General features: G+C 68.5%; 9 protein-coding genes and 1 pseudogene. 8 read left to right on the top strand and 2 right to left on the bottom strand.

The genetic code is table 11. The features are described from left to right. The first annotated feature begins 16 nt into the window (after positions 1-16). From VQ067_RS16230 to metE, 6 genes are all read left to right on the top strand, one after another. Positions 17-1,978 (top strand): TonB-dependent receptor domain-containing protein, encoded by a 1,962-nt coding sequence (locus VQ067_RS16230; protein WP_030047282.1) that lies wholly within the window; start codon positions 17-19, stop codon positions 1,976-1,978. After that, a complete protein-coding gene (gene cobN, locus VQ067_RS16225; protein WP_033991023.1) occupies positions 1,978-5,823 on the top strand; it encodes a cobaltochelatase subunit CobN in 3,846 nt (1,281 codons plus the stop codon). Before VQ067_RS16230 ends, cobN begins: the two co-directional genes overlap by 1 nt. Then, entirely contained in the window at positions 5,820-6,296 is a 477-nt protein-coding gene (locus tag VQ067_RS16220) for a MotA/TolQ/ExbB proton channel family protein (RefSeq protein WP_003088234.1), read from the top strand. The genes cobN and VQ067_RS16220 overlap by 4 nt, the downstream gene beginning before the upstream one ends. Next, a complete protein-coding gene (locus VQ067_RS16215; RefSeq protein ID WP_023089065.1) occupies positions 6,296-6,622 on the top strand; it encodes a DUF2149 domain-containing protein in 327 nt (108 codons plus the stop codon). Before VQ067_RS16220 ends, VQ067_RS16215 begins: the two co-directional genes overlap by 1 nt. Positions 6,623-6,702: 80 nt before the next feature. Continuing rightward, complete coding sequence (locus VQ067_RS16210) at positions 6,703-8,973, top strand: OsmC domain/YcaO domain-containing protein (protein ID WP_024082579.1); 2,271 nt, start codon at positions 6,703-6,705, stop codon at positions 8,971-8,973. Positions 8,974-9,105: 132 nt separating this feature from the next. Further along, positions 9,106-11,406: a 5-methyltetrahydropteroyltriglutamate--homocysteine S-methyltransferase gene (gene metE / locus VQ067_RS16205; protein WP_033951382.1), complete on the top strand. Its 2,301-nt coding sequence runs from the start codon at positions 9,106-9,108 to the stop codon at positions 11,404-11,406. Between the two features lie 61 nt (positions 11,407-11,467). Here metE and VQ067_RS16200 read toward each other — a convergent pair whose 3' ends face one another. Further along, positions 11,468-12,037 carry a GNAT family N-acetyltransferase gene (locus tag VQ067_RS16200; RefSeq protein ID WP_074241318.1) on the bottom strand — a complete coding sequence of 190 codons (570 nt, stop codon included), beginning with the start codon at positions 12,035-12,037 and terminating at the stop codon, positions 11,468-11,470. 46 nt (positions 12,038-12,083) lie between these two features. After that, a complete protein-coding gene (locus VQ067_RS16195) occupies positions 12,084-12,380 on the bottom strand; it encodes a DUF7660 family protein (protein ID WP_023108096.1) in 297 nt (98 codons plus the stop codon). Between the two features lie 308 nt (positions 12,381-12,688). On the opposite strand from VQ067_RS16195, the pseudogene VQ067_RS33525 reads away from it, so the two are divergent. Together VQ067_RS33525 and VQ067_RS33520 are read left to right on the top strand one after the other, a co-directional pair. Beyond that, positions 12,689-13,456 (top strand): annotated as a pseudogene (locus VQ067_RS33525) (PAS domain-containing protein); the annotation flags it as partial. After that, positions 13,433-13,984, top strand: a complete 552-nt coding sequence (locus VQ067_RS33520) for a methyl-accepting chemotaxis protein (RefSeq protein WP_369700333.1) — start codon at positions 13,433-13,435, stop codon at positions 13,982-13,984. The pseudogene VQ067_RS33525 and the gene VQ067_RS33520, both read left to right, overlap by 24 nt. Positions 13,985-14,065 lie beyond the last annotated feature (81 nt).

The following is a 14,065-nucleotide window of genomic DNA, read 5'->3' as shown; positions in this document are numbered from 1 at the left end:
TTCATACCTGCCGACCATGACCCCCCATTCCTCCCCGCACCGTCTTCCTCCGCTGCGGCTGGCCCGCGCCGTGCCGTTCCTCTACCTGTTTCCCTGCTTGGCGCTGGCCGCGCCGGTCGACCTGGAGCCGACGGTGGTCAGCGCCACCACTACCGAGCGCAAGCTGCGCGACGCCCCGGCCAGCGTTTCGCTGATCGACGCCGAGGACCTGCGGCGGCGCCCGGTGCGCGACCTGCAGGAAGCCCTGCGCGGTTCGGAAAGCCTGCAGTTCAACGGCGTCGGCATGTCCCGGCGGGGCATCAGCGTTCGCGGCATGTCCAGCGAGCACACCCTGGTGCTGGTGGACGGCCAGCGGATCTCCACCTCGTCCGGGGCCATCGCCCATTCCGACTTCGACCTCGGCTGGGTGCCGGTGGAGAGCATCGAGCGCATCGAGGTGGTACGCGGGCCGATGTCCTCGCTCTACGGTTCGGAAGCTCTCGGCGGGGTGGTGAACGTGATCACCCGGCGCGCCACCGATACCTGGACGGGCAGCGGTCTGCTCGATGGCGGCGTGCGCGAGGACGGCCTCGGTGGGCAGAGCCACCAGCTCGGCGCCTATCTCGCCGGGCCGCTGGTGCCCGGCAAGCTGGGCCTCGCCCTGAACGGCGAGAGCCGCCGCCAGCAGGAAACCCCGGACGCCGACGAGCGCCGGCTCTCCGAGCTGGAAGGCGGCAACGCCGACAGCGGCGGGCTGAACCTCAGCTGGACCCCGGACGACGCCCAGCGCATCGACCTCGGCCACCAGCGCGGGCGCGAACGACGCTGGCGCAACAGCGAGACCGGGGGGCCGCGCTCGCGCTACTACGAGTCGCGCGACGTGATCGAACGCGAGCGCTGGTCGCTCGCCCACAATGGCCAGTGGGACTGGGGCAGCAGCCAGCTGCGCACCTACCGCAACCGCCTGGAGCGGCACAACGCGCGTTCCGACGGACAACCGCCGAGCAACCCGCAGCGTCTCACCGACAGCGTGGTCGACGGCCACCTCAGCGTGCCGGCCTTCGAGCGGCATCTCTTCACCCTCGGCGGCGAATGGCGCAAGGAAGAACTGGAGGATCGCTCGGTGAATACCGCCGGCGACGCCAGCGCGCGACACAAGGCGTTGTTCCTGCAGGACGAGATCGCCTTCGGCCCGGACTGGTCGCTGACCCTCGGCAGCCGCTTCGACAAGCACGAGGCGTTCGGCTGGGAAAGCAGTCCGCGCCTGTACCTGCTGCACCACCTTTCCGATGCGCTGACCCTGCGCGCCGGCGTCGGCCGCGGCTACAAGGCGCCGAGCCTGAAGCAGCTATCGCCGGAGTATGCGGCGGTCGGCGGCGGCGGGCGCTTCACCATCTACGGCAATCCCGACCTGAAGCCGGAGACCAATACGTCCTACGAACTGGGCGCCGACTACCAGGGCGATGGCTGGTCGCTGAAGGGCACGGTGTTCGAGAACGATGTCCGCGACCTGATCCAGACCGTCTGCGTAGCGCGCTGCGGGGTGCGCGGCGGCGAGATACGCAACTACGAGAACGTCGACAGGGCACGGATCCGCGGCCTCGAGCTGGGCGGCGGCGTGGACCTGCCGGCGGACCTGCGCTGGGAACTCAACTACACCTACCTCGACGCGCGCAACCGCACCGCCGGCCAGCGCCTCGGCGACCGCTCCCGGCACCTCGCCAACAGCCAATTGCGCTGGAGCCCCAATGCGCGCTTCAGCGCCCAGTTGCGCACCGAATACGTCGGCAGCCAGGTGGCCTACAGCAGCAACGTTGGCTACGCCTTGCCGGCCTACAGCCTGTGGCACCTGGAGCTGAGCCAGAAACTCAGCGAGAACCTGACGCTGCGCGGCGGCATCGAGAACCTTGGCGACCAGCGCCTGGCCGACGACGACACGCACTTCACCTATGCCGAACCTGGGCGGACCTTCCATCTCGGTCTGGTGGCGAGCTTCTGATGCGCCGTTCGCTACTCTTCTGCGGCGCGCTGCTGGCCAGTCTCTGTGCCTGGGCGGAGCCGGCCCAGGTGCGTCTGCTCAGCAGCGATTTCGTCCTCCCGGGCAAGCACCAGCGCCTAGCCGGTTGGGCGCGCGAGGCCGGTGTCGAGTTGCGCGGCCTGCGCCTCGGCATCGGCGAGGCGCCGCCCGGCGACTGGCTGGACGGCGGCGACCTGCTGATCCTCGACACACCGCGTCCGACCGATCGCGCCCAGGTCGAGCAGGCGCTGGGCGAGCGCTTGCAAGGCGGGACGCAACCCTGGATCCGCGTCGGCGGTGGTCCGCCGGGTTTCGGCAACCTGCCGGCGGCGCTGGGCGGGCGCCTGGTCGGCTACTACGCGAACGGCGGCGAAGCCAACCTGCGCCGGCTGTTCGAGGCGGTCCGACGCTGGCATGCCGGCCTGCCCGTCGACGCGTTGCCGGCGCCGCACCCCCTGGCGCAGGCCGGCTTCTATCATCCCGACGCACCGGCGCCGTTCGCCGGCCTCGCCGACTACCTCGCCTGGGGCGCCTCGCGCTGGGCCAGCGACGCCCCGCGCATCGCCTTCCTGATCCCGCGCGGCGCCATCGCCGACGCCCAGACCGGCGCCATCGACGAACTGTTGCGGCGTAGCGAGCGGCACGGCCAGGCGCCGCTGGCGGTGTGGTTCGACGACAGCGATCCGGAAGCGTTGAGGAAGTCTTTCGCTGGCGCCGATGTCCAGGCGCTGGTCAACCTGCAGCACCTGCAGAACGGCCCGGCGCGCCGTGCCGAGTTCCTCGCGCTGGACGTGCCGGTATTGCAGACCCTCGGCTACCGCGACGGCAACGAGGCCGACTGGCTGGCCGCCGCCAGCGGGGTGGCGCCGCGTACCGCGGCGGCCTTCCTCGGCATGCCGGAAACCTGGGGATTGAGCGATCCGCTGGTGATCAGCGCCCTGGAGAACGGCGAGCCGAAGCTGATGGCCGGGCAGGCCGAGGCCCTGCTGGACAAGCTCGACCGACTGCTGCGCCTGCGTCGCCTGCCGGCGGCGGACAAGCACCTGGCGCTGATGTTCTGGAACCACCCGGAAGGCGAGAAGAACGTCGCCGCCTCGCATCTCAACGTACCGGCCAGCCTGGCCCGTCTCGGCGAGGCGCTGCGGGCGGCCGGCTACCGGGTTGCGACGAGCGACGAAAGCGCGCTGATCGATACCGCCCAGCGCCTGCTCGGCGGCTACTACCGGCCGCAGACCCTGGACGCGCTGTATCGCGACGGCCTCGCCGCGAGCCTGCCGCTGGACGCCTACCTGCACTGGTTCGAGGCGCTGCCGGCGGACCTGCGCGAGCAGATCCGCGCGCGCTGGGGCGACCCGCGTCGACATTGGGCCTTGCGCGATATCGACGGCCAGCGACGCTTCGTGTTCCCGGCGGCGCGCCTGGGTAATCTGCTGCTGTTGCCGCAGCCGCCGCGCGCCGGCCGTCCGGGCGAGGCCTACCACGACAGCGCGGTGCCGCCGGACCATCTCTACCTGGCGGTCTACCAGTTCGTCCGCGAGGGTTTCGGCGCCGACGCGCTGATCCATTTCGGCACCCATGGCACCCAGGAATGGCTACCCGGCAAGGACCGCGGGCTGGCGGTGGGCGACTACCCGCTGCGGGCGCTCGGCGACCTGCCGGTGTTCTACCCGTACATCCAGGACAACGTTGGCGAGGCGATCCAGGCGCGCCGGCGCGGGCGCGCGGTCACCGTCAGCCACCAGACGCCGTCGTTCGCCCCGGCCGGGCTGTACGACGAACTGCGCGACCTGCACCAGTTGATCCACGAATACCAGCAACTGGACGAGGGCGCGGTGCGCGAACGCAGCGCCGAGCAGATCCGCGCGGCGGTGCGGGCGGCGCACATGAACGACGACCTGGGCTGGAGCGAGGCAGCGATGCGCGAGGATTTCCCGGCGTTCCTCGGCGTGCTCCACGACCACCTGCACCGACTGGCCGGCTCGGCGATGCCGCTGGGGCTGCACACCTTCGGTGTCGCCGCCTCGCCGGAGCTGCGCCTGGGCACCGTCATGCAGCAGCTCGGCGAGCCCTACTACCGCGCGCTCGGTCTCGACCCCGACGAACTGTTCGCCGCCGATTTCAGGGCGCTGCGGGAAGGTCGTGCCTACCGCACGCTGCAACGCTACCTGCGCGACGGCGGCGAGATCGCCAAGGTGGCCGATCCGCGCCTGCGCGAGCAGTTGCTGCGCGCCCGCGAACTGGACCGCCAGCTCGCCGACACCGGCGAACTGGAGGCGCTGCTCGCCGGCCTCGCCGGGCGCTTCGTCGCGCCCGGGCCGGGCGGCGATCCGATCCGCAATCCACAGGTACCCAGCGGGCGCAACCTGTTCGCCTTCGAGGCCGACAAGGTACCGACCCGCGCCGCCTACGAAGCCGGCGCCGAGGCCTTCGGCCAACTGCTGGAAAGCTACCGCGCCGAGCACCAGGGCAGGGCGCCGGAAAAGCTCGCCTTCAGCCTCTGGTCGTCGGAAACCATGCGCCACCTGGGCATCGTCGAAAGCCAGGCGCTGCACGCCCTCGGCCTGCGCCCGCGCTGGGACGCCGGTGGCCGCCTGCTGGCGCTGGACATCGTGCCGGCGGCGGAACTGGGGCGTCCACGGGTGGACGTGGTGCTACAGGTGACCAGTGTCTACCGCGACCAGTTCGACGGCTTCATGCGCCTGCTCGCCGAGGCCATCGAGCGCCTCGCCGCGCTGGACGAGCCGGGCAACCCGCTGGCGCGCAACAGCCAGGCGCTGGAGCGGCGCCTGCGCGAACGCGGCGTCGAAGCGCCACTGGCGCAGCGCCTGTCGCGCCTGCGGCTGTTCGGCAATGCGCCGGGCGACTACGGCACCGGGGTCACGCAACTGACCCTCGACTCCACCCGCTGGGACGACGACTCGGCGCTCGCCGAGCAGTTCCTCGGGCGCTTGCAGTACGCCTATGGCAGTCGCGACTGGGGCGTGAAGCTGGATGGCGGCAACCTGTTCGCCGAACAGTTGAAGGGCGTACAGGCGGCGATCCTCTCGCGCTCCTCGACGCTCAACGGCGTGCTCTCCACCGACCACCCGTTCGAGTACCTCGGCGGCCTGTCGCTGGCGGTACGCCACCTCGACGGCGCCAGCCCGGCGCTGTACATCGCCGACCTGCGCCAGCGCCAGCCGCGCACCACGGCCGCCGCGCAGTTCCTCGCCAGCGAGCTGCGCGGGCGCTACCTCAGCCCGCAGTGGATCGCCGCGATGCAGCGCGAGGGCTACGCCGGCAGCCTGGAAATGCTCGACCTGGCCAACAACCTGTGGGGCTGGCAGGCGGCGGATCGCACCATGGTCCGCGCCGACCAGTGGCAGGCGTTGCACGACACCTTCGTCATGGACCGCCGCGAGCTGGGTCTCGCCGAGTGGTTCGAAACGCACAATCCGACCGCCCAGGCGCAGATCATCGCGCGCATGGCCGAGGCCATCCGCAAGGGCTACTGGGACGCCAGCGAGCAGACCCGCCGCGAACTGGCCGAGCGCTGGCGGCAACTGGCGGCCGCCGGCGCCGGCGAGGTCGGCGCGGCGACCACCCGTGAATTCATCGAACGGATGGCCGGCGGTTTCGGCGAGGCCGCGGCGCAGGCAGAGGGCGCGGCCGCGTCCGGTGCCGGCGAAACGGTCAGCGGCCGCGTCCTCGAAGAAGTCGCGCCGCCGCCGTCCGGCGAGCCGCAGCCGTGGCTCCGGCTGGCCGCCGCCGTGCTGCTCGCGCTGTTCGCCGCCGGCGCCGTCCGGCAATCCGTAGTCAATCGTCGTCCGATGGAAAATCGCTCATGAATGGTCTGGAAACCAGCCTCTACGAACTCACCCGCCTGTTCCTGCTGCCGGTGCTGCTGTTGATCCTCGCCGCGCTGGCCTACGCCTTCGTCGCCCTCGGCGGCTTCGCCATGGAAGCCTGGCAGCGCCGTCGCGGGCGCTACCGCTCGCGCCTGGCGGCCTGGCAGGCGCTGCATGGCGGCAACAGCGACGACCTCGAACTGTGGATCATGCAGCGCCTGGAATGGCTGCGGATCACCTCGCGCAGCGCGCCGATGCTCGGCCTGGTGGCGACCATGATCCCCATGGGACCGGCACTGCTGGCGCTGACCCGCAACGACGCCCAGGGGATCGGCGAGAACCTGGTGGTGGCGTTTTCCGCGGTGATCCTGGCCCTGGTCGCCGCCAGCATCACCTTCTTCATCCTTACCGTGCGTCGCCGCTGGCTGCTCCAGGAACTGCGCGCCGTCGAACGTGCGCGGGAGGCCGGCTGATGCGCTTCCTCGAACACGACGAGGCGGACGACCCGATCCTCTCGATGGTCAACCTGATCGACCTGTTCCTGGTGGTGATCGGCATCCTCCTGATCGTCATCGTGCAGAACCCGCTCAACCCGTTCAGCCAGGACAAGGTGGTGGTGGTCGAGAATCCCGGCGAGGCGGACATGCGCATGCTGGTCAAGGAAGGCAAGGAGCTGAAGCGCTACCAGGCCAGCGGCGAGATCGGCGAAGGGCAGGGCAGCCGCGCCGGGGTGACCTACCGCTTGGCCGACGGACGGATGATCTACGTGCCGGAGAGCGGCGGGGAGGCCGGCAAGTAGCGACGCGTACGGCGGAGAGCTGGGACTTTTGCCCGGAGTTCCCGGATAATGGCCGGTTTCCGTTTCTCTTGGTGCTCGCCGTGGAAGTAAAGGTCAATTTTCTCGATAACCTTCGACTGGAAGCCAGGTTCGATGATTTCACGGTGATCGCCGACCAGCCGATTCGCTACAAGGGCGACGGCTCCGCGCCGGGGCCGTTCGACTACTTCCTGGCGTCGTCGGCGCTGTGTGCCGCCTACTTCGTCAAGCTGTACTGCCAGACGCGCAACATCCCCACCGACAACATACGTCTGTCGCAGAACAACATCGTCGACCCGGAGAACCGCTACCGGCAGATCTTCAAGATCCAGGTGGAACTGCCGGCCGACATCTCGGAGAAGGACCGCCAGGGCATCCTCCGCTCCATCGACCGCTGCACGGTGAAGAAGGTGGTGCAGACCGGGCCCGAGTTCGTCATCGAGGAGGTCGACAACCTCGATGCCGACGCCCAGGCGCTGCTGATGCCCGGCACCGATGCCGCCGGCTGCACGCGCATCCCGGGCAAGGACCTGCCGCTGGAGCAGACCATCGCCAACCTGTCGGCCATCCTCGCCGGCCTCGGCATGAAGATCGAGATCGCCTCCTGGCGCAACATCGTGCCCAACGTCTGGTCGCTGCACATCCGCGATGCGCAGTCGCCGATGTGCTTCACCAACGGCAAGGGCGCGAGCAAGGAAAGCGCGCTGGCCTCGGCGCTGGGCGAATTCATCGAGCGGCTGAACTGCAACTTCTTCTACAACGACCAGTACTGGGGAGAAGAGATCGCCAATGCGGCGTTCGTCCATTACCCGGACGAACGCTGGTTCAAGCCCGGCCGCGACGATGCGCTGCCGCTGGGACTGCTCGACGGCCATTGCCTGGCGATCTACGACCCCGACGGCGAGCTGCGCGGCTCGCACCTGTACGACACCAACTCGGGCAACGTGCAGCGCGGTATCTGCGCCTTGCCCTTCGTGCGCCAGTCCGACGGCCAGGTGGTGTATTTCCCCTCCAACCTGATCGAGAACCTCTACCTCAGCAACGGCATGAGCGCCGGCAATACCCTGGCCGAAGCGCAGGTGCAGTGCCTGTCGGAGATCTTCGAGCGTGCGGTCAAGCGGCAAATCCTCGAAGGCGAACTGGCGCTGCCGGACGTGCCGCCGGAGGTGCTGGCCAAGTACCCGGGCATCCTCGCCGGGATTCGCGGCCTGGAAGAGCAGGGCTTCCCGGTACTGGTCAAGGACGCCTCGCTGGGCGGCGAATTCCCGGTGATGTGCGTGACCCTGATGAATCCGCGCACCGGCGGCGTGTTCGCTTCCTTCGGCGCCCACCCGAGCTTCGAGGTGGCCCTGGAGCGCAGCCTGACCGAGCTGCTCCAGGGGCGCAGCTTCGAGGGCCTGAACGACCTGCCCCAGCCGACCTTCGAAAGCCATGCGCTGACCGAGCCGAACAACTTCGTCGAGCATTTCATCGACTCCAGCGGCGTGGTGTCCTGGCGCTTCTTCAGCGCCAAGGCCGATTTCCCGTTCGTCGAGTGGGACTTCACCCGGCAGGGCGAGGCAGCCAACGCCGAGGAAGCCGCGACCCTGTTCGGCATCCTCGAAGCCATGGGCAAGCAGGTCTACATGGCGGTGTACGAGCACCTCGGCGCTACGGCCTGCCGGATCCTGGTGCCGGGCTACTCGGAAATCTATCCGGTGGAAGACCTGATCTGGGACAACACCAACAAGGCCCTGGCGTTCCGCGAGGACATCCTCAACCTGCACCGCCTCGACGACGCAGCGCTCGGGGCGTTGCTGGAGCGCCTGGAAGACTGCGAGGTGGACGACTACACCGACATCACCACGCTGATCGGCGTCGAGTTCGACGACAACACGGTCTGGGGCCAACTGACCATCCTCGAGCTGAAAGTGCTCATCGGCCTCGCCCTGAAGCGCTTCGAAGACGCCAAGGAAGGCGTGGAGGCGTTCCTCCAGTACAACGACAACAGCGTCGAGCGCGGCCTGTTCTACCAGGCGCTGAACGTGGTGCTGGAGGTCCTCCTCGACGACGAGCTGGAGATCGCCGACTACGAGGCCAATTTCCGCCGCATGTTCGGCGACGCGCGGATGGACGCCGCGCTGGGCTCGGTGGACGGCAGCGTGCGCTTCTTCGGCCTGACGCCGACCAGCATGAAGCTGGAAGGGCTCGACCGGCACCTGCGGCTGATCGACAGCTACAAGAAGCTGCACGCGGCGCGAGCCAGGATGCAGCCCGTGGTCGACGGCGAGGCCGGCGCTGCCGCGGCTGGCGGCCTCAAGCCTCGGCGCATGGCGATCCGCAAGCGCAAGTGAGGAGGGCGCCGAGGTCAGGGTGCGAGGATGATCATGAGGGAAACTTGATTTCATCACGAAGAAATTGAGTTTGTCTCATGGCATGAGTCTCCCGAGAATCCCTCCATCGACCTTTCGACTGGAGGAACACCCATGGCCCTGGCCCACACTCTCGGCTTCCCACGCATCGGACGCGATCGCGAACTGAAAAAAGCCCAGGAAGCGTTCTGGAAGGGCGAGCTGGACGAGGCCGGCCTGCGGGCCGTCGGCCGGCAGCTGCGCGCCGCCCACTGGCAGGTACAGAAGGACGCCGGCATCCAGTTGCTGCCGGTCGGCGATTTCGCCTGGTATGACCAGGTGCTGACCCATTCGCTGACCTTCGGCGTGATCCCCGAGCGCTTCCGGGCGCACGGCGAGGCCGGGCCGACCCTGCATACCCTGTTCGGCATGGCCCGTGGCGTCAGCGACGACAGTTGTTGCGGCGGTGCCCATGCCCAGGAAATGACCAAGTGGTTCGACACCAACTATCACTACCTGGTCCCCGAGTTCAGCGCCGACCAGCAGTTCCAGCTGAGCTGGGAACAACTGTTCGAGGAGGTCGACGAGGCCAGGGCCCTCGGCCACCAGGTGAAGCCGGTGCTGATCGGTCCGCTGACCTACCTGTGGCTGGGCAAGGCCAAGGGCGCCGAGTTCGACAGGCTCGACCTGCTGGACCGCCTGCTGCCGCTCTACGGCCAGATCTTGCGTCGTCTCGCCGGCCAGGGCGTGGAGTGGGTGCAGATCGACGAGCCGATCCTGGTCCTCGACCTGCCGCAGGCATGGAAGAACGCCTTCGAGCGCGCCTACAACCTGCTACAGAGCGAACCGCTGAAGAAGCTGGTCGCCACCTACTTCGGCGGCCTGGAAGACAACCTGGGCCTGGCCGCCAACCTCCCGGTGGACGGCCTGCACATCGACCTGGTGCGAGCGCCGGAACAGTATCCGAGCATCCTCGACCGCCTGCCGGCCTACAAGGTCGTCTCGCTGGGCCTGGTCAACGGGCGCAACGTCTGGCGCTGCGACCTGGAGAAAGCCCTGGAGGTGGTGCGCCATGCCCGGGAGCGCCTGGGCGAGCGGCTGTGGGTCGCGCCGTCCTGCTCGCTGCTGCACAGCCCGGTGGACCTGGAACGCGAAGACGGGCTGGACGCCGAGCTGAAGAGCTGGCTGGCCTTCGCCGTGCAGAAGTGCCGCGAAGTCGCGGTGCTGGCCCGTGCCGCCACTGAGCCGGAAGCCGCCGAGGTGCTTGCCGCCCTGGAAGAGAGCCGTGCGGTCCAGGCCAGCCGCGCTTCCTCGCCGCGAATCCACAAGCCGGCCGTGCAGGCGCGCCTGGCCGCGATCAAGGCCAGCGACGCCCAGCGTCGCTCGCCGTTCGCCGAACGCATCGCCAGGCAGCGTGCCGGGCTCGACCTGCCGGCGTTCCCGACCACTACCATCGGCTCTTTCCCGCAGACCTCGTCGATCCGCCTGGCCCGCCAGTCGTTCAAGCAGGGCAAGCTGAGCGAGGCCGAGTACATCGAGGCGATGCACAGCGAGATCCGCCATGCGGTGCAGATCCAGGAACAACTGGGGCTGGACGTGCTGGTACACGGCGAAGCCGAGCGCAACGACATGGTCGAGTACTTCGCCGAGCAACTGGACGGCTACGTCTTCACCCGCTTCGGCTGGGTGCAGAGCTACGGCTCGCGCTGCGTGAAGCCGGCGGTGATCTATGGCGACCTGAGCCGTCCGCGGGCCATGACCGTGGAGTGGATCAGGTACGCCCAGAGCCTTACCGACAAGGTGATGAAGGGCATGCTGACCGGCCCGGTGACCATGCTGATGTGGTCCTTCCCGCGCGAGGACGTGTCTCGCGAGGTGCAGGCGCGCCAGTTGGCCCTGGCGATCCGTGACGAAGTGGTCGACCTGGAGGCGGCCGGCATCAGGATCGTGCAGATCGACGAGGCGGCTTTCCGCGAAGGCCTGCCGCTGCGCCGCAACGCCTGGCCGCACTACCTGGAGTGGGCCACCGAGGCCTTCCGCCTGTGCGCCTCCGGAGTCCGCGACGAAACCCAGATCCATACGCACATGTGCTACAGCGAGTTCAACGATGTGATCGAGTCCATCGCCGCCATGGACGCCGACGTGATCACCATCGAGACCTCGCGTTCGGACATGGAGCTGCTGGAGGCCTTCGAGCAGTTCGACTACCCGAACGAGATCGGTCCGGGCGTCTACGACATCCATTCGCCGCGCGTGCCGAGCCGGGAAGAGATCGTCGCGCTGCTGCGCAAGGCAGCCCGGCGGATACCCGCCGAGAGGCTCTGGGTCAACCCGGACTGCGGCCTGAAGACCCGCGCCTGGCCGGAAACCGAGGCGGCGCTGGTGAACATGGTCGCCGCTGCCCGCGAACTGCGTGGCGACCTCGCCTGCGGTTGACCGGCGGGCCTGGTGAGCGGAACGGGACGCCTGGCGTCCCGTTCCGCGTTTGCACGTCGGTTCAGCGCGGAGTGTCCACCAGCGCCCGTAGCACATGGTCTTCCCAGACCCCGGCGATCTTCAGGTAGGCGCGGGCGTAGCCCTCCCTCTCGAAGCCGAGGCTTTCCAGCAGGCGCTCGCTGCGTGCGTTGCGCGGCAGGTGGCTGGCCATGATCCGGTGCAGGCCGAGCTGCTCGAAGCAATACCGGTTGGCTACCCGCAGGGCACGCGCCATCAGGCCGCGGCCCTGAGCCGCAGCGGCCAGGGAAAAGCCCAGGTGGCAGGCCTGGAATACCCCGCGGACGATGTTGGTGTAGCTGCAGCGCCCCAGCACCTCGCCGTCGTCGGGATCGAGCAACAGCAGGAGAAGCGCCTCGCCTTCGTCCATGCTCGCCACCTGTAGCAGGGTGCGGGCGCGGGCGTTGTCCACGGAAAAATACCCCGGGTCGCGCAGCGGCTCCCACGGCGCCAGGTGCTCGCGGTTGGCGTTCTCGTAGCGGCTGGTCCGGACGAAATCGTCGGGTTGCAGCACGCGCAGGAGGAAGTCTGCGTCGCGATGCAGTATCGGCACCTGCCGCCGGTTGCCCGGCAAGCCCCTCGGGTAGCCGGGCGGGAAGGGCGCCGGGGCGGACTTGAAGTCATTCATAGAACTTGCCCGCCAGCATCAGTTGCGCCGCGCGCCGCCAGGCATTCTCCGGCCTGGAATAGCCCGGCAGGCCGTCGCGGGAGTCCTCGCCCCAGGTCGCGGCGGCATCGAGGAAGCCACCGATGCTGCCGTTCTCCCAACCCAGCGGGCTGGGGCCGAACGGCTTCGGCGGGTTGGCGGCGGCGAGGCGGCGGTCTTCCTCCCAGTCCGCCGCCAGCGCGGTGAGGAAGCGCAGGTAGCCCGCTTCGTCCTCGACCTGTTCGGCCAGCGCGTAGAGATCGGTTGCCATGTGCTTCCTCCTGGAGGTGGGGTTCGGGGTACGACGGCGCGCGGTCGGAGCGCGGTCAGGCCGGGCGCCTCTGGCCAATGCCGGCCTTGGCCACCGCGATCGGCAGGGCGTAGCGATCATAGCGCGGGCCGGCGCTTGCGTGGCTGATGGCGCGGACGCGGGGCCACGCCCGGCAGGGGACGGACGGTGCCGCGGGCGCCGAGGAAAATTGCCGGACCCCGATCTACACTGGCGTGTAGCGGCAGGACGACTATCTCCGGTTCTCCACTCCCTCGCGATGGACAGGTGCCATCAAGGAGTCGTGCGCGATGCTCTTCGGCAGAAAAAGCAGGGCGGTCGAAAGCGCCGCCAAGGATGAAGATGTAGCGTGGCGACTCGAGGCCATCGGGCAGAACGTCGCCACCATCCGATTCACTCCCGATGGCCAGATACTGTCCGCCAACCCGCTGTTCCTCGCGGCGGTCGGCTATTCGGCGGACGAACTGGTCGGCAAGCACCACCGGATCTTCTGCGACGAGGACTACCAGGCCTCTGCCGCCTACGTGCGCTTCTGGAAGGAACTGGCTAGCGGCACGCCCCAGCGCGGCGTGTTCAAGCGCCTGCGACGCGACGGGTCGCCGATCTGGCTGGAGGCCACCTATTTCCCGGTGAAGAATGCCGAAGGGGCGGTCGTCGAGGTGCTGAAGATCGCCGCCGACGTGACCCGCAACCATTCCGAACTGCTCCTGCTCAACGCGATCAACGACTCCATACGCCAGTCCATGGCCGTCATCGAGTTCACCCCGGACGGCGAGATACTCGATGCCAACGAAAACTTCCTGCGTCTCTTCGGCTACAGCCTCAAGTCGCTCAAGGGCCAGCACCACCGCATGCTCTGCTTCGACGAGTTCTATCGGGAGAACCCGGATTTCTGGGCCCGGTTGCGGCACGGCGAATTCTCCCGCGGGCATTTCGAGCGCCGCACAGCCGCCGGTGAGCGGGTACATATCGAAGCCACCTACAACCCGGTCAAGGACGGTTCGGGGCGGATAATCAAGGTCATCAAGTTCGCCATCGACGTTACCGAACAGGTCAATCGCAACGAGGAAGTACGGCGCGCCGCCGAGCTGTCGTTCTCCACCGCGGAAGAGACCGCGCAGATTTCCACCCGCGGCATCGACTCCCTCGACCAGTCCGTCGCCCTGTCGGCCAAGACCCTGTCGATGGTCAACACCGCCGTCGGCCTGATTTCCCAGCTCACCCACCAGACCAAGGACATCGAGAACATCGTCACCACCATCCAGAGCGTCGCCGAACAGACCAACCTGCTGGCCCTCAACGCCGCCATCGAGGCGGCTCGCGCCGGCGACATGGGGCGCGGCTTCGCGGTGGTCGCCGACGAGGTGCGGCAACTGGCGGCGCGCACCAGCGGCGCCACGGTGGAGATCAAGAACGTGGTCACCGAGAACGTCAAGCTGACCCAGCAGATCAACCACAACATGCAGACCATCGAGTCCAGCGCCCAGGAGAACAACAACCAGATCACCACCGTGGCCGGCATCATGCAGGAGATCAGCAAGGGCGCCGAGCACGTGGCGCGGGTGGTGTCGAGCCTGTTCAAGTGACCTCGGCGCAGGGCTCCGGCGGCCGATAGCGGCGCAGGCGTCGAGCATCCGCCCGCCTTTGTGGCATGGCCATGGCCGTCA

The organism is Pseudomonas sp. KBN12P06040, from assembly GCF_037574965.1.
GTDB classification, from domain to species: Bacteria; Pseudomonadota; Gammaproteobacteria; order Pseudomonadales; family Pseudomonadaceae; genus Pseudomonas; species Pseudomonas aeruginosa.
The sequence above is the reverse complement of the archived record's forward strand: the minus strand, read 5'-3'. Positions and strand labels throughout refer to the sequence as shown.